Source organism: Thermoanaerobacter uzonensis DSM 18761 (assembly GCF_900129115.1).
GTDB classification, from domain to species: domain Bacteria; phylum Bacillota; class Thermoanaerobacteria; order Thermoanaerobacterales; family Thermoanaerobacteraceae; genus Thermoanaerobacter; species Thermoanaerobacter uzonensis.
This window is the reverse complement of record NZ_FQUR01000018.1, coordinates 1-22,846: the sequence shown is the minus strand read 5'-3', so window position 1 is coordinate 22,846 and position 22,846 is coordinate 1. Positions and strand designations below refer to the sequence as shown.

Annotated in this window: 23 protein-coding genes; 22 read left to right on the top strand and 1 reads right to left on the bottom strand. The window is 32.1% G+C overall.

What is annotated here, in order from left to right:
- The first annotated feature begins 57 nt into the window (after positions 1 to 57).
- The 7 genes from BUB32_RS10520 (at position 58) to rlmH (ending at position 5,801) form a co-directional block, all read left to right on the top strand.
- Positions 58 to 453, top strand: a complete 396-nt coding sequence (locus BUB32_RS10520) for a hypothetical protein (RefSeq protein ID WP_072969341.1) — start codon at positions 58 to 60, stop codon at positions 451 to 453.
- Positions 454 to 465: 12 nt separating this feature from the next.
- A complete protein-coding gene (yycH, locus tag BUB32_RS10515; RefSeq protein WP_072969340.1) occupies positions 466 to 1,755 on the top strand; it encodes a two-component system activity regulator YycH in 1,290 nt (429 codons plus the stop codon).
- Positions 1,756 to 1,758: 3 nt separating this feature from the next.
- The gene (locus tag BUB32_RS10510; protein WP_072969339.1) at positions 1,759 to 2,589 is read left to right on the top strand and encodes a two-component system regulatory protein YycI; all 831 of its coding nucleotides are present in this window, start codon (positions 1,759 to 1,761) and stop codon (positions 2,587 to 2,589) included.
- Positions 2,590 to 2,715: 126 nt separating this feature from the next.
- The gene (locus BUB32_RS10505; RefSeq protein ID WP_072969338.1) at positions 2,716 to 3,969 is read left to right on the top strand and encodes a UDP-N-acetylglucosamine 1-carboxyvinyltransferase; all 1,254 of its coding nucleotides are present in this window, start codon (positions 2,716 to 2,718) and stop codon (positions 3,967 to 3,969) included.
- Between the two features lie 65 nt (positions 3,970 to 4,034).
- Positions 4,035 to 5,138, top strand: a complete 1,104-nt coding sequence (locus BUB32_RS10500) for a S1C family serine protease (RefSeq protein WP_072969337.1) — start codon at positions 4,035 to 4,037, stop codon at positions 5,136 to 5,138.
- 10 nt (positions 5,139 to 5,148) lie between these two features.
- Entirely contained in the window at positions 5,149 to 5,316 is a 168-nt protein-coding gene (locus BUB32_RS10495; protein WP_003870754.1) for a CxxH/CxxC protein, read from the top strand.
- A 17-nt stretch (positions 5,317 to 5,333) separates the two neighbouring features.
- Positions 5,334 to 5,801: a 23S rRNA (pseudouridine(1915)-N(3))-methyltransferase RlmH gene (gene rlmH / locus BUB32_RS10490; protein WP_072969336.1), complete on the top strand. Its 468-nt coding sequence runs from the start codon at positions 5,334 to 5,336 to the stop codon at positions 5,799 to 5,801.
- Here the strand turns inward: rlmH and BUB32_RS10485 are convergent.
- Positions 5,792 to 6,193, bottom strand: a complete 402-nt coding sequence (locus tag BUB32_RS10485; protein ID WP_072969335.1) for a 23S rRNA (pseudouridine(1915)-N(3))-methyltransferase RlmH — start codon at positions 6,191 to 6,193, stop codon at positions 5,792 to 5,794. The two genes, rlmH and BUB32_RS10485, sit on opposite strands and share 10 nt — an antisense overlap.
- A 128-nt stretch (positions 6,194 to 6,321) precedes the next feature.
- Here BUB32_RS10485 and tyrS point away from each other — a divergent pair, with 128 nt between their 5' ends.
- The 15 genes from tyrS to BUB32_RS10410 all read left to right on the top strand — a co-directional run bounded on the left by tyrS (position 6,322) and on the right by BUB32_RS10410 (position 22,605).
- Positions 6,322 to 7,542: a tyrosine--tRNA ligase gene (gene tyrS / locus BUB32_RS10480; protein ID WP_072969334.1), complete on the top strand. Its 1,221-nt coding sequence runs from the start codon at positions 6,322 to 6,324 to the stop codon at positions 7,540 to 7,542.
- A gap of 14 nt (positions 7,543 to 7,556) precedes the next feature.
- Positions 7,557 to 8,048: a Dynamitin gene (locus BUB32_RS10475; protein WP_072969333.1), complete on the top strand. Its 492-nt coding sequence runs from the start codon at positions 7,557 to 7,559 to the stop codon at positions 8,046 to 8,048.
- A gap of 62 nt (positions 8,049 to 8,110) precedes the next feature.
- Complete coding sequence (locus BUB32_RS10470; RefSeq protein WP_072969357.1) at positions 8,111 to 8,929, top strand: 5'-methylthioadenosine/S-adenosylhomocysteine nucleosidase family protein; 819 nt, start codon at positions 8,111 to 8,113, stop codon at positions 8,927 to 8,929.
- Positions 8,901 to 9,899, top strand: a complete 999-nt coding sequence (locus BUB32_RS10465) for an SPL family radical SAM protein (RefSeq protein ID WP_072969332.1) — start codon at positions 8,901 to 8,903, stop codon at positions 9,897 to 9,899. The genes BUB32_RS10470 and BUB32_RS10465 overlap by 29 nt, the downstream gene beginning before the upstream one ends.
- Before the next feature lie 232 nt (positions 9,900 to 10,131).
- Positions 10,132 to 10,716, top strand: a complete 585-nt coding sequence (locus BUB32_RS10460; RefSeq protein ID WP_072969331.1) for a glutaredoxin domain-containing protein — start codon at positions 10,132 to 10,134, stop codon at positions 10,714 to 10,716.
- A 92-nt stretch (positions 10,717 to 10,808) separates the two neighbouring features.
- On the top strand, positions 10,809 to 11,093 hold the full coding sequence (locus tag BUB32_RS10455; protein ID WP_003868733.1) for a co-chaperone GroES: 285 nt from the start codon (positions 10,809 to 10,811) through the stop codon (positions 11,091 to 11,093).
- A gap of 188 nt (positions 11,094 to 11,281) precedes the next feature.
- Complete coding sequence (gene sufC / locus BUB32_RS10450) at positions 11,282 to 12,028, top strand: Fe-S cluster assembly ATPase SufC (protein WP_072969330.1); 747 nt, start codon at positions 11,282 to 11,284, stop codon at positions 12,026 to 12,028.
- Positions 12,029 to 12,047: 19 nt separating this feature from the next.
- Positions 12,048 to 13,451 carry a Fe-S cluster assembly protein SufB gene (sufB, locus tag BUB32_RS10445; protein ID WP_003868735.1) on the top strand — a complete coding sequence of 468 codons (1,404 nt, stop codon included), beginning with the start codon at positions 12,048 to 12,050 and terminating at the stop codon, positions 13,449 to 13,451.
- Between the two features lie 10 nt (positions 13,452 to 13,461).
- Positions 13,462 to 14,511 carry a Fe-S cluster assembly protein SufD gene (gene sufD / locus BUB32_RS10440; protein ID WP_072969329.1) on the top strand — a complete coding sequence of 350 codons (1,050 nt, stop codon included), beginning with the start codon at positions 13,462 to 13,464 and terminating at the stop codon, positions 14,509 to 14,511.
- Positions 14,508 to 15,737, top strand: a complete 1,230-nt coding sequence (locus BUB32_RS10435) for a cysteine desulfurase (protein WP_072969328.1) — start codon at positions 14,508 to 14,510, stop codon at positions 15,735 to 15,737. Before sufD ends, BUB32_RS10435 begins: the two co-directional genes overlap by 4 nt.
- Positions 15,734 to 16,147 (top strand): Fe-S cluster assembly sulfur transfer protein SufU, encoded by a 414-nt coding sequence (gene sufU, locus BUB32_RS10430; protein ID WP_072969327.1) that lies wholly within the window; start codon positions 15,734 to 15,736, stop codon positions 16,145 to 16,147. Before BUB32_RS10435 ends, sufU begins: the two co-directional genes overlap by 4 nt.
- Positions 16,148 to 16,335: 188 nt before the next feature.
- Positions 16,336 to 17,091, top strand: coding sequence for a CRISPR-associated endoribonuclease Cas6 (cas6, locus tag BUB32_RS10425; protein ID WP_072969326.1), 756 nt, complete (start codon positions 16,336 to 16,338; stop codon positions 17,089 to 17,091).
- Between the two features lie 19 nt (positions 17,092 to 17,110).
- On the top strand, positions 17,111 to 19,156 hold the full coding sequence (locus BUB32_RS10420) for a TM1802 family CRISPR-associated protein (protein WP_072969325.1): 2,046 nt from the start codon (positions 17,111 to 17,113) through the stop codon (positions 19,154 to 19,156).
- Positions 19,157 to 19,309: 153 nt separating this feature from the next.
- On the top strand, positions 19,310 to 20,071 hold the full coding sequence (cas5, locus tag BUB32_RS10415) for a CRISPR-associated protein Cas5 (RefSeq protein WP_042834503.1): 762 nt from the start codon (positions 19,310 to 19,312) through the stop codon (positions 20,069 to 20,071).
- 62 nt (positions 20,072 to 20,133) lie between these two features.
- On the top strand, positions 20,134 to 22,605 hold the full coding sequence (locus tag BUB32_RS10410) for a CRISPR-associated helicase/endonuclease Cas3 (RefSeq protein ID WP_072969324.1): 2,472 nt from the start codon (positions 20,134 to 20,136) through the stop codon (positions 22,603 to 22,605).
- Positions 22,606 to 22,846 lie beyond the last annotated feature (241 nt).

The following is a 22,846-nucleotide window of genomic DNA, read 5'->3' as shown; positions in this document are numbered from 1 at the left end:
CAATACTGTAATAATAGTACTGTATAATAGAGTCATAAAAGAGAAGGAGGGATATCCTTGAAAAAAATAATTGCTTTATTTGTAGCAGTGATTATATTTATGGCCATTTTTATGTCATTCGGATACGCACAAGACCTAATAACGGTAAAAACTAATATAGATGATGTAAAGACAGATAACAAATATTTTATAATTTCTGGAAGTGGACAACCTAATACTGTTGTAGAGCTTATTTTAAACGATAATTTAAGCAACAAATGGGTTATTGACGATACAATGCTTTTTGCAAAATTATTGACTTTAAGCTATGGAGATAATTACATTGTCATAAAGGCTTATAAAGGTGATCAGCTGCAAATAATAAAAGGACATGTAATACTCACAAAAAAGGATGGGGTTTTACAAATAACAATTACTGCTATTGAAGACATAATAAAATCCCTTTTAAGATAGAGGGTTTGAGGAATGAAGGAAAAAGTTAAATCACTGCTATTGCTTTTTCTTGTTTTAACGAGCGTGTATTTAACTTATAAACTGTGGATATCCTTTCCTCAAAATGAATTATCTTTTATTAATAAAAAGTCCACAAATGCAAAAGTGGACATTTTTCGTATAATTAGGCCAGAATACACTTTTGTTGGTATTCAAGGTAAAGTATATTTGGTGTCAAATGGAGATTTTTCTTTTTCTCTATGGAAAAAAACAGCAGATTTTATTAATTCAAATAAAGAAGAAAAAATAAATGTAGTCGATGATAATAGTTGGGAAAACGCACAAAAAGGTACATTTATACGGTTTTTAATAGGAAAAAGTGTAAATGGTGACTTGTTAAAAGATATTTTTACCAATAGAGATAGCTGGTTTAGAAAAATAAATAGCGATATATATGTAGAAGAAATTATCGTTAATATAGACAAAAATCAAATTTTTATAAAGGATGCAACCAATAAAAAATTTTACTGCTTAAATTATTTAAAGATGGAGATTCTAAAAAACATTATAGAAAATTTGCCTAAAGATAAGGTCAGTGTATGTGAATCTGTTTATGAGGAAGGCAATACATATTTTGAAAAAAACGTGTACATACCTTCTCTTACTTTTTCGATTAAAGAAATATATAATAAAGAAACAAATTTTGAATCTGATCACCATTTTTTAGAGAAATTTTTTACGAATATTTCTGTTGTGAGAAAAATTACTGAAAATAGTGGATGTACTGTTTATACCGATGGCTTAAAAAGTTTGCGACTATATCAAAATGGGTATGTAGAGTTTTATAATACCATTTCTGAGCCTTCTTCAACTGATAAAAATTTTGCACTTAAAAAATCTATTGTCTTTTTGGAGGAAATAGGGATTAAAGTTGATGATATTTATTTGATGGATTTCAAAGAAGAAAAAGGGGAATATACTTTTTATTTTAATTATATATTTGATTATCCTCTTCGAATTTTGCAAAAAGAAATGCCGGATTTTCCAATCGAAATAAATATTTTAAATGGGAATATTAAATATGCACGAGTTTTGTATTTAGATTTGATGAGTAATGGAAACTATTTAATTTCTCATGCAAAATTGAAGCAATCTCTTGTAATGGGTATAAAGCATATAAGCTGGCAACAACCACTTTCTGATTTAAAAATAGGTTATGCGTATTATGAAGGTCAATTTATACCTGTTTGGATAGTAAAAAGTAATAATAGAGAGTTTTTTATAAACATATTTGATGGGAAGCTGATTTACAATGGGGTATAGATTATGAACTGGTCTAAAGCAAAAACAGTGATGATAATCACTTTTGCGATTTTGAATGTTCTTTTATATCTAACTATTGCTAAAATGAATAAATCGGAACCCTATATTTTATCTGGAAACGATTTACATTCTTTAAAGGAGGTTTTGTTACAAAATAACATAATTTTAAAGACTACAATTCCGCAAAATAAAGAACCGCTGCCACTTATTAAAGTAACGAGAGAAATATTTGATGAAGATTTTGTTTTAGAGAATTTTATTAAAGGACAAAAATATGGAAAGTACAAAGAAAATAGATATACAATTTTTAAATTTGAGGATAAAACCATCAAAGTGGACGGCGTAAGTTTTTATTATTTTGAAAGAAGTGATAAGTTTAAAAATATGTCTTCTTCACAAAAGGAAGAGTATATACATAATTTTATAAATAGTTATCATTTTAAAGAAATAAATGTACAAATTGAAAAAATTTTTCAAGGTAAAGAGGTAAAGATAAAGTATTTTCAAACCTATAAGGATTATTTTATAGATGGTGGATGGATGGAAGGGAAAATAGATGATAAAGGCTTTGAATTTTCAAAATGCTGGTTTGGGTCTGTTGCAATGGAAAAAGCTAAGAAAGATGTGATAGATGCGGTTTATGCTCTTTTAAAGCTTGTGGAGATAAAGACGGATACAAAACCTATGGTAATAAAGGAGATAAAATTAGGCTATTATTTTAACTGGAGCAATGCCACAAAAGGAGAAGCAGTCCCTGTTTGGAGGATAACTACTGAAGAAGGTGATAAATATTACGTAAATGCTTATACAAGAAATTTCGAAGAAGGTAAATAATACCTCCTTCTTCTTTTTTCTTTTTCTTCTTTAAATACTTGTAAAATATTTTAAATTGTATTAAAGTATATATTGTGATGACATTTGACTTATTTTAATTTAATTGATTTGAAGGGAAGATTAAGAATGGAAAAGTTTATAATCAAGGGAGGAAAGCCTCTTAAAGGAAGTGTACAGATAAGTGGTGCCAAAAATTCTGCTGTTGCAATTCTTCCCGCTGCGCTATTGGCTGATACTCCGAGTGTGATAGATAATTTGCCTGATATAAAAGATATAGAATTATTAGCCCAGATGATACGCCATCTGGGAGGGAAAGTAGAAAAGAAAAAGCATGAAGTAATAATTGACCCCACAGGCTTAAATTCCTTTTATCCTCCTCGGGATTTGGCGAGCCAAATGAGGGCTTCTTATTATCTTATTGGGGCACTTTTAAGTAAGTTTAATGAGGCAGTAATTGCGATGCCAGGGGGATGTAATATTGGCGTAAGACCTATTGACCAGCATATCAAAGGTTTTGAAGCTTTAGGGGCAAAAACTACCATAGAGCATGGACTTATAAGAATTAAAGCTGAGAAATTGGTGGGGAATCATATATATTTTGATGTAGTAAGCGTAGGTGCTACTATAAATTTGATGTTGGCATCGGTTAAAGCCAAAGGGGTAACAATATTAGAAAACTGTGCAAAAGAGCCCCATGTAGTTGATGTAGCAAACTTTTTAAATGCAATGGGGGCAAATATCAAGGGCGCTGGTACAGATACTATAAAGATAACAGGGGTAGACAAACTTTACGGGTGCCACTATACCATTATTCCTGACCAAATAGAAGCAGGAACTTACATGGTGGCAGCTGCCGCAACAAAAGGTGATGTGTATATAAAAGGAGTAATTCCAAATCACTTAGAAGCAATCATTGCAAAACTCACAGAAATGGGTATTATTGTTGAAGAATACGATGATGTGATAAGAGTAAGAAGAGAAGGACCTTTGAAACATGTTGATATAAGGACTTTACCTTATCCGGGTTTTCCAACAGATATGCAACAGCCCTTTGCGGTGCTTTTGGCTTTGGCGAATGGTATGAGTGTTATTACTGAAAATGTCTATGAAAATAGATTTAAATATTTAAATGAGTTAGAAAAAATGGGAGCAAAAGTAAGAATAGAGGGAAGAAATGCAATATTTGAAGGTGTAGAAAAATTGACAGGTGCGCCTCTTAATGCAACAGACTTAAGAGGAGGCGCTGCAATGGTTATAGCAGGTCTTGCTGCAGAGGGCACGACGGAGGTTATGGGGGTTTATCATATAGATAGGGGTTATGAAGCGATGGAAGTAAAGCTCCAACAGTTAGGTGCTGATGTAGTAAGAGTAAAAGAATAAAAAACTATAAAATTTTAAGTATAATGCGCTGCATAATATCTCATCCTATTTAATGAGGTGATATTATGCAGCGTCAATTAAAGAGTTTTTTTGCTATTGTAATTATAACTACTTTGGCTAGTTCTTTGATATTTATATATATTGCACCAAAATATTTATGGGGTAAAGTCATTCCTATACCTTATCCTCCTTCATCAGGAATAAGAACAGAGATAGTGATACCAACAAAAGAATCTCCTACAATAGCGGAAGTAGTGGCGAAAAAGGATACTCCTGCTGTTGTAGGGATTACTACTGTAGAATTTCAAAGAGAGTATTATTTTTTAGAAAAGGCTGTGGAGGGTATAGGCTCAGGATTTATAGTAAATCCTAACGGTTATATCATAACAAACAATCATGTAGCAAATGAAAAATCCAAAAATATAAAGGTATATTTAAGCAATGGCAGTATACTTCCGGGTAAAGTTTTATGGACTGACCCTGTTTTAGACCTTTCTATTTTAAAAATTGATGAAAAAGATTTACCAATTATAGCTTTGGGAGATTCTGACAAGATATCAGTAGGACAAACCGCAATAGCAATTGGAAATCCTTTAGGTCTTAGGTTTCAAAGAACGGTTACTTCTGGAATAATAAGCGCTTTAAATAGAAGCCTTCCCATTACTGAGGATGGAAAACCGCGAATCATGGAAGACTTGATACAGACAGATGCTTCTATAAATCCAGGGAATAGCGGAGGGCCTTTAGTGGATTCGCAAGGCTATGCAATTGGAATAAATACTGCGAAGGTAACAACTGCTGAGGGGTTGGGCTTTGCTATACCTATAAATATTGTAAAGCCTATACTAAAAAAAGTGGTAGAAACGGGCACATTTAAAGCGCCTTATATTGGTATAGTTGCCTATGATAGGGAAATTGCCAGTTACATTTCCGCAGATGTTTATATATATGAGGGGATATATGTGGCAGATATTGACCCTAAAGGTCCTGCTTATAAAGCTGGCATTAAAAAAGGCTATATTATTTTGGAGATAGATGAAAGACCTGTAAATACTATGACAAGTTTAAAATGTATTGTTTATGAAAAAAATCCAGGTGACAAAATAAAAGTTAAGTACCAAACCGTATCGGGAAAGACAGGATATACTACTATAACTCTCGGAGAATAGGAGAGGTTTTATGTTTGTTGTGTGTGAAAAGCATTTAGAGGATGCCATCGAAGAATTTGTCGAAGTGTACGAACAGCCACCGGATATTTACAAATTGGATGAAGTTTCTTTTACTGATTGGCTGGTACCTCATAAATGTGATTTTTGCGATGAGCCACCTAAATACCTTGTAGTTTAAAAATGAGGGAAGTAATAATGAAAATACATATAATAGCAGTTGGGAAAATGAAGGAGAACTATATAAATAATGGTATATATTTTTATTTAAAAAAATTGCGCCCTTATTGTGAAATAGAGATTAAAGAAGTAGAGGAAGAAAAAACTCCTCAAAATTTAAGTCAAAAGGAAAAAGAGGAGATTTTGCGTAAAGAAGGAGAGAGGGTTCTTTCTAAAATAAAAAAGGGAAGCTTTGTTGTTTCTCTTGCTATAGAAGGAAAAGAAATAGACTCATACAAGTTTTCACAGTTCATAAAGACTACTTTTCAATCTGGTTACAGAGAAATGACCTTTGTAATAGGTGGTTCGTTGGGATTGTGGGAAAATATAAAAAAACAATCTCATTTAAATCTTTCTTTTTCTAAAATGACTTTTCCTCACCAGCTTATGAGACTTATACTTTTAGAGCAGATTTATTTAGCTTTTAGTGGAGAAAATCACTTGTGATAAGGTTCATTGTTTAAAATTTTATATGCCCTATATAACTGTTCAAAGAAAATAGTAGAAGTCAAACCTAAACTCATTTTCATGCTACTTATGCTTATGACCTCATTACAATGAATTTCTTCATTTCCTATGATTATTAATATATCTGTTATTCCAGTGAGTTCAAACTCTTTTATTTTTTCTGATAATTCCTCTGAAGACAAAGATTTACCTGCAGGTGATATTACTATTTTATAATATTTATCTATTTCTTTAAAATGTAATTTTTGAAAATTTTTATAGTTCAAAAAAGTGATATTGCAAAATCGGCTCAGCCTCTTCTGATATTCTTTTATTGCATCAGAATAAAACTTTTCTATTTTATTACCTGTAGCACAAACTTTGTAATTCATACAATCACTTCTCTTTTATTTGTTGATAGTAAATATTATAAAGTGATAAAATTATATTGTCAAAAATATTTGAAAATATGCTTTTCATTTGATACAATATACAAAAATAAGATGATGGAGGTATTATCGTGTCTGTACTTGATGTTTTGCAAGAAAGAGGATATATTCAGCAAATGACTCATGAAGAGGAAATACGAGAACTTTTAGAAAAAGAAAAAATTACTTTTTACATAGGCTTTGATCCTACTGCTGATAGCTTACATGTGGGACATTTTCTTCAAATTATGGTGATGTCTCACATGCAAAAAGCAGGCCACAGGCCTATTGTGTTAATAGGCGGTGGCACAGCGATGGTAGGAGACCCAAGCGGCAGGACTGATATGAGAAAGATGATGACTAAAGAGGAAATAGATAGAAACGCTGAAGCTTTTAAAAAGCAGATGCAAAGGCTTATCGATTTTTCTGATGGCAAAGCCATTATGGCCAATAATGCTGATTGGCTTTTAGACTTAAACTATATTGAATTTTTAAGGGATATAGGAGTTCATTTTTCTGTAAATAGAATGCTTACAGCAGAATGCTTTAAATCTCGATTAGAAAGAGGCCTTTCTTTTTTGGAGTTTAACTATATGCTTATGCAAGCCTATGATTTTCTTGAATTAAATAGAAGATACAATTGTGTAATGCAAATGGGCGGAGACGATCAATGGTCTAATATTATTGCTGGTATAGAGCTTATACGAAAAAAAGAAGGTAAACAGGCTTATGGCATGACATTTACTTTACTTACCACCAGTGAAGGGAAGAAAATGGGGAAAACTGAAAAAGGCGCAATATGGCTTGATCCTAATAAAACTTCTCCTTATGAATTCTATCAATACTGGAGAAATATAGCTGATGCGGATGTGGAAAAGGCCCTGGCACTTCTCACTTTCTTGCCTATGGATGAAGTGAGAAGATTAGGGGCATTAAAAGATAAAGAGATAAACGAGGCTAAAAAAATATTGGCATATGAAGTCACAAAACTTATACACGGAGAGGAAGAGGCTATAAAAGCCCAAAAGGCGGCAGAGGCTTTATTTGAAAGCGGTGGAGATTTAGATAATGTGCCTTCTGTTACTGTCTCTTCTGATGTTTTTGGTAAAAAAATTTTAGATGTGCTTTTTGAAGCAAAGATAATACCTTCAAAGAGTGAGGGCAGAAGGCTCGTTCAACAAGGTGGACTGTATATAAACAATGAAAAAGTTGAAAGTATTGATGAATATATAAAAGATGAGATGATAAAAGATAATAGCATTTTAATAAGAAAGGGCAAAAAAGAGTATCACAGGCTTGTCATTAAAGAATAAAGGGGGAGCTTTTTGTGTCAAGTGAAGAATTATTAAACCTTGTGTTAGAAAGGCTTAACAGTATTGACACAAGGCTTGAGAAAGTAGAAAACCGCATTGACAGATTAGAAGTTAAATTTACTGAGTTTGAAAAAAGGATAGACAAATTAGAACAAAGAATGGATAGCTTTGAGAAGAGAATGGACAATCTTGAACAAAGAATGGATAATTTCGAACAGAAGATGGGTAGTTTTGAGCGAAAGTTGGGAAATTTTGAAGTAAGGCTGGATAATTTCGAGATAAAGATGGATAACTTTGAAAAAAGGTTAGATAAAGTTGAGCAAAGAATAGATAAAATTGAAAGTGTTGTTACAAGCACATTTGAACAAGTAGCTAGAAATACAGAATCTTTGACTGAGATAAACTTCCAATTTAAGCGGATTGACAAAAAATTTGAGGTTTTAAATGACCATATACTAGAAAGAGATGCAGATGTGAAGCTTTTACTAGAAAAAGTGGGGTTATAAAAATTTGTGTCAAGAGAATTCTCTTGACACAAATTTTATATGTTTTTGAAAGAGGTGCTAAGATGGTCTTTATTGCAACCGCTTTATATATTGAGGCAAAACCTCTAATTGAATATTTTGGATTAAAAAAAGATGTAGAAAATCGATATTTTCAAGTTTTTAGAAATGAAGAAATAACGTTGGTAGTAACAGGAGTGGGCAAAATAAATAGCAGTATAGCTGTTTCTCATGCGGCAACTCGATATTTGTGGGATCCACAAAGCTTTATAATAAACATTGGTGTATGTGGCTCGAAAGATATGAATGAAAAAATAGGGAACATATACCTTATTAACAAAATTGTAGACAATGAAACTCATAAAAATTATATACCTGATATTTTGATAGACCATCCTTTTGAGGAAAGTGATATAGAGACTTTTAATTATATAGTGAAAGATAAAGAGTTGATGACAGCAAGACTTTGTGATATGGAAACCAGCGGTTTTTATCAAGCAGCCTCTAAGTTTTTCGAGACCCACAGAATTTATATTTTAAAAATTGTCTCTGATAGTACAGATTTCGAGGATGTGTCTAAAGATAAAATTTATGAGTTAATAAAAAACAAGTTAAAGGAAATAGATGAATTTATTAAAATATTGAAAAATAGTTTTAAAACTATCGATATATTTTCCTTTTATGAAAGAGAAATTATAAATTTTCTTTCACAAAAGCTAAAACTTACGGTAAGTCAAAGGCAAATTTTTTATAAAGCTTGTCTACATTATAAGGTTAGAAAGGGTAAAAATATAGATTTTTTAAAAAACTTTTGTGATGTACAGGTAAATAATAAAGAAGAGAGGAAGAGGGCCTTTGAAAAAATTCTCTCACATTTACGTTGAGAAGGAAATACTTTCTAATCCTATAACGCAAAATATTTTAAAGAAATTTCCTAAAAGTAAAGTGGTGCTTATTGACAGATACAGTGAGGTTTTCAATAGACCTAATCAAAACTACCTTATACAAAAAGAAAGGCAAAATCTTATATTGGCCCAAAAAAGATACGATTTTATATATAAAGGTTCTAAGCTTTGTGAAGACTTTAAAAATTCTAATTTTTACCATACATCAATAATATTCAATTGTATGTATGATTGTGATTATTGCTATTTACAGGGTATGTATCCTTCAGGACATCTTGTTATTTTTGTGAATATTGAGGACTATTTTAAAGAGATAGATAAACTTACACAAGACCAGAAAGTCTATTTAAGCATATCCTATGAGACGGATTTACTTGCTTTAGAATACCTTACAGGCTTTACTAAACAGTGGATTGAATATGCCAAAGGGAATAAAAACCTTGTAATAGAAATACGAACAAAAAGCGCCAATTTTTCTTCCGTAGAATCTATCGACATACCTTCTAATGTAATTTTCGCATGGACATTGTTGCCCCAACCGGTCATCGATAAATATGAAAAACTAACACCTTCTCTCGGTAAAAGGATAGAAAGCATAAAAAGGGCTATATCAAAGGGCTTAAAAGTTAGAATTTCTATTGAACCAGTGATGTATATAGAAGGATTTGAAAAAATATATAAAAATTTTGTGGGATATGTTTTTTCAAAAATACCTAAAGAAGGTATACAAGATGTCAATATTGGTGCTTTTAGAATGGTAAAGGAGCAAGCTAAAAAAATAGAAAAATTAAAAGAATATTCTCCAATATTTTGCTATGATACGGTTTTGAAAGAAGGGATATTTACCTATAAAGAGGCAAAATATTTTGAGGAATTCGTTTATAGGGAAGTAATAAAATATATTGAAAAGGAAAAAGTGTACGTATTAAACAAACTCCCCTCTAACTAAGGGGAGTTTTTATCTATCATTCTAAAAGCAGAGAGGCTCTTACTTAATTCAATAAGGAGGAGTGTTAAAAATATCTTGATTTTTAAAATAGTTTTCCTTATAATATAAATTGCGACCCAATACTTATGGGGGGTAGCCGTAGCCTGCAGTAGTTTATAACAAAAAAGAATTGCGATTTTGCTCATATAAATTTTCGATTTTGGATAACATAAATATTTAAAGAGGTGATTTGATGTTAGAGCTTATAAAGGATTCTCAGCACTTTGAAGAAGTAAAGAATAAAGAAGAATTTTTTATGCTAATGTTCTATTCTAATTCTTCACAAAAGAGTCTTGAAGCCCTGGAAGTTATGAAGAAATTCAGTGAAGACAATCCCAAAGTGCCTGTTTATGTAGTGAATGCATCTGAGATAAAAGATATTCATCCACAATATGGAATCAAAGTAGTGCCTTCAGTGATACTTTTCAAGGATAAAGAGCCATGGCAGTTTGTATTTGGACTTCAAAGCAAAGAATATTATGAAAAACTTTTAGTTGTCGCTCCTTCAAAGGTTTCTGATGGAAAAGGTCAAAAGGTCCACAGAGTAACTGTTTACACCACTCCCTCTTGCCCCTGGTGCAATGCTACAAAGGCATATTTAAGGCAGCACAACATACCTTTTAGAGAAGTAGACGTGAGCAAAAATCCAAGTGCGGCAGCAGAATTAGTAAGGCGGAGCGGCCAAAGAGGTGTGCCTCAGACGGATATTGATGGCACAATTGTAGTAGGGTTTGATAAAGCTAAGCTTAATAGATTGCTGGGAATTACTGAACAATAAGTTTTTGTTCTTGTACCTTTTCTTATAAGTGAGGTATAATAAATAATGTAATAATGGACGATAAAAAATAATAAAAGAAAGGAGAAGGAGTTATGACAAAAATACAACCTATAAATGGCCATGCACTTATTAAATTGGAAAAAGAGCCTGAAGAGAAAAAGATAGGCGGAGTAATAATTCCCAAGACCGCTGAAGAAAAATTAAATCAGGGAGTAATTGAAGCTCTTGCAGCTGGTGCCTCCGATGAGCTTGCTGTAGGGGATAGGGTTATATATAAAGAGTTTTCGGGTACAAAGATAAAACACGAGGGAGAGGAATATCTCATAATTCCAGTAGACGACATACTGGCTAAGTTTGTGGAAGTTGACGAAATATAAGAAGTCGGGGAAATTGAAGTCCCGACTTCTTATATTTTTTGTAAATAATTATTGACATATGTTTATTAAATGAAAATAATTATCAATTTTGTGCCTTTTTCTATTGATTTGGTTGTTTAGGTGGTGTATAATAGTATTGCTTGAGTATTCCTATTAAAATAGTCGGAATTAAAAAGGAGTTGTAAAAGATGAGGGAAACATTGTTAGAAATAAAGGACTTGCATGTAGAAGTTGAGGACAAATATATTCTTAAAGGGCTTAATTTAACAATAAAAAAAGGAGAAATACATGCAATTATGGGACCCAATGGTGGTGGTAAAAGCACGTTGTGCAATTCCATCATGGGGAATCCTAAATATAAAGTGACTTCAGGGCAGATTTTATTTGAAGGAGAAGATATAACAAATCTAAAAGTCAATGAAAGGGCAAAAAAAGGCATCTTTTTGTCTTTTCAGTACCCTGAAGAAATACCTGGCATAACAGTGGATAATTTTATAAGGACCTCTGTTAATATTGTAACAGGCCAAAATATGTCGATGCTTCAATTTGCAAAAGACATGAAAAACGCATTAGAGCTTTTAGACATGAATTCCGAGTACAGAAGTAGGTATTTAAATGTAGGTTTTTCTGGAGGAGAAAAGAAAAAAACTGAGATACTCCAGATGGCTTTTCTAAAGCCTAAACTTGTAATGCTGGACGAAATTGACTCCGGTCTTGATATAGATGCTTTAAAAGTTGTGGCAGAAGCGGTTAAAAAGTTAAAAACTGAAGAGATGTCTATCTTAATAGTCACCCACTACAACAGGATATTGGATTACCTTGAGCCGGATGTAATATCTGTTTTAATGGATGGAAAGATTGTAAAAAGCGGTGACAAAGACCTTGCAAAGATTCTTGAAGAAAAGGGTTATGACTTTGTGAGAAATGGCGTGTAACCCATAGGAGGCGAAAATAATGAAAAAACCAGATATAAAGGAAATAGATTTTAGTATATACGACGTCAAAGACAACGTAAAGTATGAGTATCAGACAGGTAAAGGACTTTCTAAAGAAGTTGTTTTAGAAATATCTGAGCAAAAGAATGAACCTTCTTGGATGAGGGACTTTCGATTAAAAGCCTTGGAGATATATCAAAAAATGCCTATGCCCACATGGGGTGTTGATTTAAGTCAACTTGACATAGATTCTATTATCGCCTATATACGTCCAAGTGCAAAAATGCAAAGGTCGTGGGATGAAGTTCCAGAAGAGATAAGGCGTACTTTTGAAAGGCTGGGGATTCCTGAAGCGGAAAGAAAAGCATTGGCGGGAGTAGGTGCTCAATACGACTCTGAAGTTGTATATCACAATATTAAAGAAAGCCTTACTCAACAAGGTGTCATATTTGAGGACATGGACACTGCAGTAAAAAAATATCCTGACATAATAAAAGAGTATTTTATGACAAAAAACGTGACGCCTTATGACCACAAATTTGCAGCCCTTCACGCTGCAATATGGAGCGGAGGCACATTTGTTTATGTTCCAGAAGGAGTCAAAGTGGAGGTTCCACTTCAGGCTTATTTTAGAATGAATGCACCAGGAAGCGGACAGTTTGAGCACACTCTCATAATTGCTGACAAAGGTAGTGAAGTACACTTTATAGAAGGCTGTTCTGCACCACAATATTCTGTTTCAAACTTACATGCAGGTTGTGTAGAACTTTTTGTAAATGAAGGGGCTCGCATAATTTATTCTACTATAGAAAACTGGAGTAAAAATACCTATAATCTAAATACAAAAAGGGCAATTGTTGAAAAAGACGGCATCATAGAGTGGATATCCGGCTCTTTTGGAAGCCACAAGACAATGCTTTATCCTGCTTCTATATTAAAAGGAGAAGGAGCAAAGGCGGAATACACTGGTGTGACTTTTGCTGCAAAAGGGCAGCATTTAGATACCGGTTCAAAAATGATACACTTAGCTCCTCATACTTCTTCAAAGGTTTTAGCAAAGAGTATATCAAAAGATGGTGGAATATCAAGCTATAGAGGACTTCTCAAAATAGGACCTAATGCGGAAGGTGCAAAGGCTTCTGTCCAGTGTGAAGGCTTGATGTTGGACGATATTTCAAGGTCTGATACAATGCCAGTAATAGAAATAGAAAATGACAATGTGGACATTGGTCATGAGGCAAAAGTGGGAAGAATAAGCGATGAACAGATATTTTACCTCATGTCCAGAGGTTTAAGCGAAGACGATGCAAGGGCTATGATTGTAAGAGGTTTTGTTGAGCCTATAGCTAAAGCTTTGCCATTGGAATATGCAGTGGAGATGAATAGGCTCATTAAACTTGAGCTGGAAGGCGCAATAGGATAGGAGTGAAAATATGTGGAAGAGAGTTAGTATGGAGGAAATACAACAGCCTTCTTATAAAGAATACACTTCAGCAGTAATAAAAGATTTGTCTCATGATACAGTAAAAATAAAAGAGACAAAGAAATTAGCTGGATTGCCGGCAGAGATATTGGCTTTGAGGGATAAAGCTTTTGGCATAGAAGGCAAATTTATAAATATGGTAAAAGATTTTTACAATGCAGGTTTTCACATTGAGATTTCTCAAAACAGTAATGTTGAAAAACCTATAGTGATTGATTATATAACAAATGAACAAAATGACACATTGATTGATTATAACATAATTGAAGTGGAAGCTAATTCGCAAGTTACAATCGTTTTTGACTATAATTCAGGTACAAAAGGCTTTCACAATGGCATAACGCAGGTGATTGCAAAAGAAGGTTCTAATGTAAATATAGTAAAAATACAAAGATTGGGAGACGAATTCAACGACTTTGACAACAACCTTGTAATTGTAGGAAAAGATGCTATGGTCAACTGGTCAAATGTTGTTATAGGTTCTAAAGTAAGCGCTTTTGATGTGGCGGTATATCTTGATGAGGTAGGAGGTACCTTTACTTCCAAATCCATTTTTTTAGGTGTGGATAGTCAAAAATATGACATGGCTTATAAAGTATACCACCAAGCTCCTAAAACTACCAGCAGTGTGGACTTAAAAGGAGCCTTAAAAGGAAGTGCAAAGGCTACCTTTATAGGAAATATTGACATTAAAAAAGGTGCAAAAAAGGCAAAAGCTGAAGAAAATGAAACAGTACTTTTATTAGACAAAACTGTAAAATCCGTTGCAATTCCTGCTCTTTACTGCGGAGAAGATGATGTACAGGCAAACCACTCAGCCAGTGCAGGGCAAATAGATGAAGACAAACTCTATTATGTGATGAGCAGAGGCTTTAGTTTAGAAGAGGCAAGGCTTTTAATGGTTCAAGCCATATTAAATCCTGTTATAGACTTGATTCCTTATGACCCTGTAAGAGAAATCATCATAAAGGGTCATATAGGAAGGAGGATTATAAGGTGAAAAATATTGATATTGAAAGAATAAAAAAAGACTTTCCTATATTGAGTGTTACGCCCCATGGAAAAAGGCTTGTATATCTTGACAATGCCGCTACAACACAAAAGCCAATTGAAGTAATAAAGGCTATGGATAGATATTATGAAGAGCTAAATGCCAATGTGTACAGAAGTCCCCATTATTTAAGTGTACTTTCAACACAAGCCTATGAAGAGGCAAGAGAACGGGTAAAAAAATTTATAAACGCCAAAAAAGAAGAGTCTATAGTTTTCACAAGAAATACAACAGAGTCTATAAACTTTATAGCCTACACTTGGGGTATGAAGCATATAAACGAAGGAGACGAAATACTACTTACCATAGCTGAACACCACAGTAATATACTCCCATGGCAGATGGTAGCAGAAGCTAAAGGGGCAAAGCTTAAATATGTCTATCTTGATGAAAATTTTAGGCTTTCTATGAAAGATTTCAAAGAAAAAATGTCTGAAAAAGTAAAATTAGTTGCTGCACAACACATGTCGAATGTTTTGGGAATAATAAATCCTGTGGAGGAGATTACACATATTGCCCACAAATACGGGGCAAAAGTATTAATAGATGGAGCACAAAGTGTACCTCATATGCCTGTTGATGTACAAAAGATAGATTGTGACTTTTTTGCCTTCTCTGGTCACAAGATGTTAGGGCCTATGGGGATTGGGGTTTTATATATAAAAGAAGATTTACTTAATGAGGTACCGCCATTTTTAAGAGGAGGAGAAATGATAGACGAAGTTTATGAGGACCATTCTACATTTGCACCTTCCCCTCTTAAATTTGAAGCAGGTACTCCTAATGTAGAGGGAGGTTATGTGCTTATTTATGCCATAGATTATATAGAGAAAATTGGGCTTACCAATATATATAAACACGAAGGCGAGCTTTTGGAGTATGGTCTTCAAAAAATGAAAGAATTAGACTTTGTAAAATTGTATGGCCCCAAAGACGCGAAAGAAAGAGGAGGGATAATTTCCTTCAATGTAGAAGGTGTCCATCCTCATGATGTTGCTACAATACTAGACGAAGAAGGAATTGCTGTAAGAAGTGGACATCACTGTTGCCAGCCCTTAATGAGATACTTAGGCGTTCCTGCAACTGTAAGAGCAAGCTTTTATCTCTACAACGATTTTGAGGATATTGATGCTCTTGTGGAAGGACTAAAAAAAGTCAGGAAGTGGTTTAAATGAGCGATTTAAATCAGCTTTATTCTGAAGTTATAATGGAACATTATGAGAATTCTCCTCACAGAAGGGAGATGAAAGATGCCACTCACAAAGAAAGAGGTCACAATCCTCTTTGTGGTGACGACATTACTCTTTATCTAAAAATGAAGGGTGACATTATAGAAGATGCTTCTTTTATAGGCCATGGTTGTGCCATAAGTCAAGCTTCAACTTCTATGATGATAGACCTTATAAAGGGAAAAGACAAAAAAGAGGCCTTAAGGCTTGTGCAAGAATTTATAGACATGATACACAAAAAAGACGTAAATTTAGATGAATTAGGTGATGCACAAGTACTGCAAGGAGTATCTGACTTTCCTGCCCGTGTAAAATGTGCATTACTGGCATGGAAGACACTTCAGGAAATTTTGTAAAGAGAGAAAAGCTCAAAATGGGCTTTTCTTTTTTGTTTTATGGTTTACTATTTATTAAATAAATTTAGACAAAATCATTAAAAATTTTTTAAAAGTTAAGAAGGAAAAATGGGAATTAATGTAGAATTATATACACGTAAAACCAATATATCCATATCTTCACTGGAATAAATTTATGAGGTGTTATTATGAGAATTACTTTGGAATTTGTGGGAGAAAAAAATTTAGTATTGCCAATTCATTATAATTATGTAGTTCAAGGCTTTTTGTATGACCTAATGGGAGATAGTGATTTTGCAGCTTTTTTACATGATGAAGGGTTTCAATATGAAAAAAGAAAGTTTAAATTATTTACTTTTTCAAGAATTGAAGGAGAGTTCAAAATTTTAACAGACTCTAAAGGGCAGAAAAAAATAAGCATAAAATCTCCTTTTAAATTTACTGTTGCCTCTCCTTTAGATGAATTTATATTTGATATTTCAAAAAATGCGTTAAAGAAGGAGTATTGCCATTTTAATGGTCAAAAATTTATTTTGAATTCACTCAATATAGACAATCCTCCTGTTTTTAAAAATAAAGCAAGGATAAAATTTATTTCTCCAGTTGTGATGTATACTACTTTAAAAGATGGTGACATAAAGTATACTTATTATTACTCACCTTGGGATGAAAAATTTTCTCCCCTTTTACTTAATAATCTGCTTAAAAAATATGAATTAGTCTATAATGTAAAAGCGAAAGATCCATACTTTAAGCTTTATCCTTTATCAGAAAAGGAAGACAGAAGATATTCAAAGATGATTAAATACAAAAATGTTTATGTGAAAGGATGGATGGGTATATACGACGTAGAAAGCAGTCCTGAATTATTAGAACTTGCTTACTATACAGGTTTGGGTGCAAAAAACTCCCAAGGATTTGGGTGTTTTGAGATAGTTGGGTGAAAGAAAGGAGGGAGAGAGGATGAATTTGCCTTTAATTACTGCAGCAATTGGTGCACAGTTTAGAGACGATATAGATGTTCTCGATTCTCGCATCAAATCTATAAAGCTAGAAGAAGACGAGAAAGATAGAGCTTATAACATTTTTATGACCTTTAATTTGGATGAGGATAAACTACTATTTGATGATCCTCTACTCTATAATGAAAGACATACTAGGGAATTTAAGTATTTTGGCAACAATTCAGGTTCTTCGTTACAAACTTATGTAGTTAGGGAAGTAAAGGCATTGTATTACCTTTTGGCTGAAGTATGGATGGATTTATATAAGGCATTAGAAAAAGAAAATATGAATAATAGTGAATTATATCAATTATTAAAAGAGCTAGAGGAAAATAAATTTGTTTTTTTAAAAGAAAAGAAAGGGAAAATGTGTATAAATTTTAAGAAACTAATTCTGCCACAAGATATAGAAATAGAAATTAAAAGCGACGATAAGAAAAAAATTTTAGTTAAGGACAAAAAAGACGAAAAGGACCAAACAATGAATTATGAAAATTTCATTAAATATATAAGAGGCGAAGGAAAGAGCAAATATAAATATGTTTTAGTAGTGCCACGCATAATAAAAGATGGCAACGAAATAATAGTTTCTAAACATCCTGATTATATTGAGTTAATTAAACGCTTAAATAAAATTGGCGAAGGAACATCAGATAACTCTATTGAGACTGTTGAAACAGCACAAAAACGCGTTTGTTATATTTGTGGGAACAGCAAAGTTGGGGTATCAAGTTCTAAAACGTCAAAGTTTTCTAGAAGTGGGATAAATAAATTTTTTACTATTACGACCAAAAATTCCGCTCGATTTCTTGAAAGTACTATTGACAATTATGATGATGTGTATTCATTTTGCGACGAATGTTATCAAAATTTACTTATTGGTGAAAAGGTAATAGAAGAGAAATTTAAAGGAAATATTGCTGGAGAAAGTGCTTATATACTTCCTGAAAGTATGATGGGAGAGTTTAATTTTAATTATATTTCTAAAATTAAAGAGCATGTTGATTTTGCTTTTAACGTCAACGATTCTTTAAATTGGTTAAAAAGTGTAGAGGCAGAAGCTATAATAGATCAGAAAAATCCTTACGTAGTAAATTTTATCATATATCGTACAGATGGAAGATCTGTTGAACTTTTAGATGCTTTTGAAGATATTCCTTTTTCTCGCTTTGTTAAACTAAATGAGTTATTTAAAGAAAAAGTAAAAAAAATCAAACCACATCTTGAGTACTTTTCATTGAGTAGTATTTATCACATTATACCTGTTAGGAAAGTAAAAGTAAATCAAAAAGAAAAACAAATTGACATTGGGAGAGTACTTACTCTTTATAAATCTATTTTATCTGATTATCAGGTAGAAAGAGAAACTATTTATAGTTATGCATCTGAAGCATTAGATAAGGGGATACGGCAACTATCCAAAGGTAAAATTGACAATTATGAAAACTTGCAATTAACGAAATACATAGGTAAGACGGATTTTTTTATCAAAACTATAATTATGAGTTATATAGTGCTTATGAAAGTTTTACAAGAACTTAAAATAGTTGATAAATACTTTTTTAAAAACCGACAATTTTGGGAAGGTGAGAAATTAATGGATGAAAAAAAAGAATTTCTTTTGGCACAAGTAGAACAAATAGAAGTTTTTTTAGAACAGCAAGGATTTACAGATGAAGAAAAAGCTCTATTTTACCTAGGAACTCTTCTTTATAGAGTAGCTTTAGCACAATTTATAAAAGAGCACAAAACAAAACCTATACTCAAAAAAATCCAATTTCAAGGGATGAACATAAATGAGGTATTAAGGTTGTATGAAGATATAATAGAAAAATTAAGACAGTATGATAAAATGACTTTATTTGCCGAAAATTTAATAAACCGTTTTCATAATTATTTTGGACCTCTTAGAAAGAGATGGCCTCTTAGTGACCAGGCCAATGTATTCTATATTATGGCTGGCTATGCATACATGGTAGGGCAGAAGACACCAGATATAAATTAAGTGAAGTAATAAATCAAATGAAAGAAAAAGGTTATATAGATAAAGTTATTGGGTGGTTTTATCCTTTTATTAAATTAGAACAACTTGTAGGTATACCTGAGTATGAATATATAGACCTATGGGAAGTAATTAAATAAATTTGGAGGGCTAAAGATGAGACTTTTAACTTTTCATCTGCAAGGTAAGGCAGCTCATTTTCGCAGATATCATTCAAATTCTTCTGCACTAACTTATTCTATCCCTCCTCGCACAACGATAATAGGCATGATAGCAGGTCTTTTAGGATTTGAAAGAGATTCGTATTATGAACTCTTTTCACTTGATAAATGTAATATTACGGTAGCGATAAAAAGTCCTATAAAAAAATTAGTGCAAAAGATGAACTTACTAAAAATAGAAGGAATAAATGATTTTAATGGCTCTAAAGGAGTTCATACTCAAACGCCAACAGAGATAATTTTTCCACAAAATTTAAGGAATGGATATATAGACTATCAGGTTTGGTTTTATCATAAAGATAAAAGTATTATGGAGGACTTTAGAAAGCTTATAGCTGGTGGAAATGATTTTTATATTACAAAGGGAATTTCTCTATCACTTGGAGGAGCCCAATATTTAGGTTGGCTAAGGTATGAAGGAGAAATTGAAGGGGAAGAAAAAAATTATGAGGCCAGTATTCCCATTAGTTCTGTGATTCCAATAAAGTATATTAATGACATCGAAATCGGGAGAGATAGCTATAATAAATATTTCTTTGTAAAAGAAGATATTCCTCTTGAATTTGATAAAGATAGACGTTTAACAGAAACAGGAAAAGGAAACATGCTTATAAATTTATTTTCACATCCCATTAAAGCGACAGTTACAAAATATATGGAATTAAGTAATAATGAATATATAACATGGATGGAATAAGTAATTAGCTAAAGTAGCAAAGTGATATATTTTAAGTGGAATTAACAAGAAGGTGTTCTTGAATGGAGTATTATGCTCATTATGATCAAAAACAAAATTTAAAGCAATATTTAAGTGAACATTTACTTGCTGTTAAAAATATTGGTGAAACTAATTTTGTACCGTCTGTTTCCTTTCAAGAAATAAATAATAGTGAATTAAAGGAGTTAATAAAAAATATATTATTTTTCCACGACTTTGGCAAATATACAACATATTTTCAAAATTATTTGGTCAAAAATATCCATAATAAGTATAAAGAACATGCGCATATTTCTGCTTGTATAGCTTATCTATGGATTAAAAAATATCTTTTTAACGAAAAAGAAAATATTACAAAATTAATTTGGGCATTTTTAGCTTATGTTGTTATACTTAGACATCATATGAGTTTAGAAATAAATACATCTTTTGATAATGAGAAATGGGGAAAGCTTGAAGTACAGGTTGCAGATCTTCGTGAAAATATTGATGCAATAGTTGCTGATTTAAATGATAGATGGCCAGTGGAACGAGAGGAAATTTTAGAAATTTTAAAAGTAAATGAACTTAAAGAGGAAACATTATTCATTTATATGCCTCAATATATATCAAACAGATTTAAAAATGAGGAGTGGTATTTTGCCTCAATATATCTTTTTTCTTTACTAATTGATTCAGATAAATTGGATTCAGGAACTGTTCAAAAAAAGCAAATGTGTTTGGTCGAAGATAAAAGAGTGGAAGATTATATTAAGCAAAAGCATAAAAATGATACACATACAAATTTTGCAAGTGAAAAAAATGAGGCGAGAAAAGATATGATTAGAACTCTTCAGGAACTAACTAGTGAGCAAATAAAAAATCAACACTTTTTTACTATTACGGCACCAACAGGCATTGGTAAAACACTGGCTTCCTTGCAATGTGCTCTTTATCTTCGAAATAGAATAAAGGAAGAAATGAATTATACACCGCGTATTATTACTGCAATCCCTTTTATTAATATAATTGAACAAACTCAAAAAGATTATGAAGCTGTTGTTGGCAATACAGCTCACTTGATTGTACATCATCAATTTGCCGATTTTGAAAATAGATCAAATGGAGATGAAATTATTCCAGTTGAACGTAAATTATTAGAGGTAGAGGCGTGGGAAGGAGATATAATTTTAACTACTTTTGTCCAGTTATTTCAATCATTACTTACAGACCAAAATCGCTTGTTAAAAAAAATTAACAAATTAGCAGGTAGTATCGTAATTTTAGATGAGATTCAATCAATTCCTGATGAATATATGCCACTTATTGGAGCAGTATTGAGAAAACTGGCTCAGTTTTATGGTACTCGTTTTATTTTAATGACAGCTACTCAACCAAAAATACTACAGCTTTGTGATATGTTATTGAATGAAAAGAAAGAAGAACCTATAGAGCTTTTAAAAAACCATGATAAATATTTTAAAAACAAGAAAAGAACAATATTGTTTCCGCTTTTTAAAAATGAATTTAATGATGGTAATGAATTTGTAGAATTTTTTATGAAAATATGGCAACAAAACCAGTCAGCTCTTATCGTTGTTAATACTATAAAACGAAGCATTGAAATTTTTAATCTTTTGAGGGAAAAACAGCAAAAATATAAAGAAATCAATGATAATATAAAAATTTACTATTTATCAACCAATATTATTCCAAAACACAGAGAAAAAGTAATTGAAAAAATTAAAAAAAATCTTGAGAATAAAGAGCCTGTAATATTAGTTTCAACTCAAACTATTGAAGCGGGTGTAGATTTGGACTTTGATATTGGATTTAGAGATCTTGCACCTTTGGAATCCATTATCCAAACAGCAGGACGCGTTAACCGAGAAGGGAAAAAAGGAGAAGGAGCACCACTTTATATTTTGAAAATTGATAGAGATTACGAAAAGGTATATCATCTTCACCATATAGATCGCGTTAAAAAATTATTGGCAGATAAAGAATGTATATGGGAATCTGAATATAAAGAACTGGTTGAAAAATACTACGAGGAACTTATTAAATCAGGTGTATCTGATAAGTCGCAAAAAATTTGGGAGGAAGGAATTATAGGCTTAGATTTTACAAAATTAAAGGAATTTGAACTCATTAAAAATATAGGTGAAGTAGTTGATGTTTTTGTAGAAATTGATGACGAGGCAAGTGTATTATTAGATGCATATGAAGATATAAAACGAGGAGCCTGGGGTTCAGAAACTTTATGTAGAATATTCCCTACGGAATGTAAAAATTCAGGTATAGAACCTACATTTTTTAAAAAAAGAGCACTATTACAACTACTACTAAAAAAAATGAGAAAATATATAATACAAATCCGTATAAATCGCGCTTTGAAAAATCCTCCTATAAAATTTAGTGCTCGGAATGGTATAGAAGCTAATTTTTACTGGATTCCCAAGAATCAAGTTGAAGAGTATTATGATTTTGAAACAGGTTTTATTGACGAAACGGCGGCTGTATATATTTATTAAATTAATAATTTAATTTTTACAGATTGATTTTTTGTCGTCGATGCCCAATAGTGCAAAAACGCCTGGAGATCGACGACATTTTTATTTTTTTGATTTTTAGAAAGTAATTGATTTTATTGGACAATATGGTATAATAAAGCCAAGATACTTGACAAGAAAGATATAAAGGAAAAATTTTTTCTCCTCTTTTTATGCGCCTTTTAAGGTGTTTTTAGCCTACCTATAAGGAATTGAAACGAAG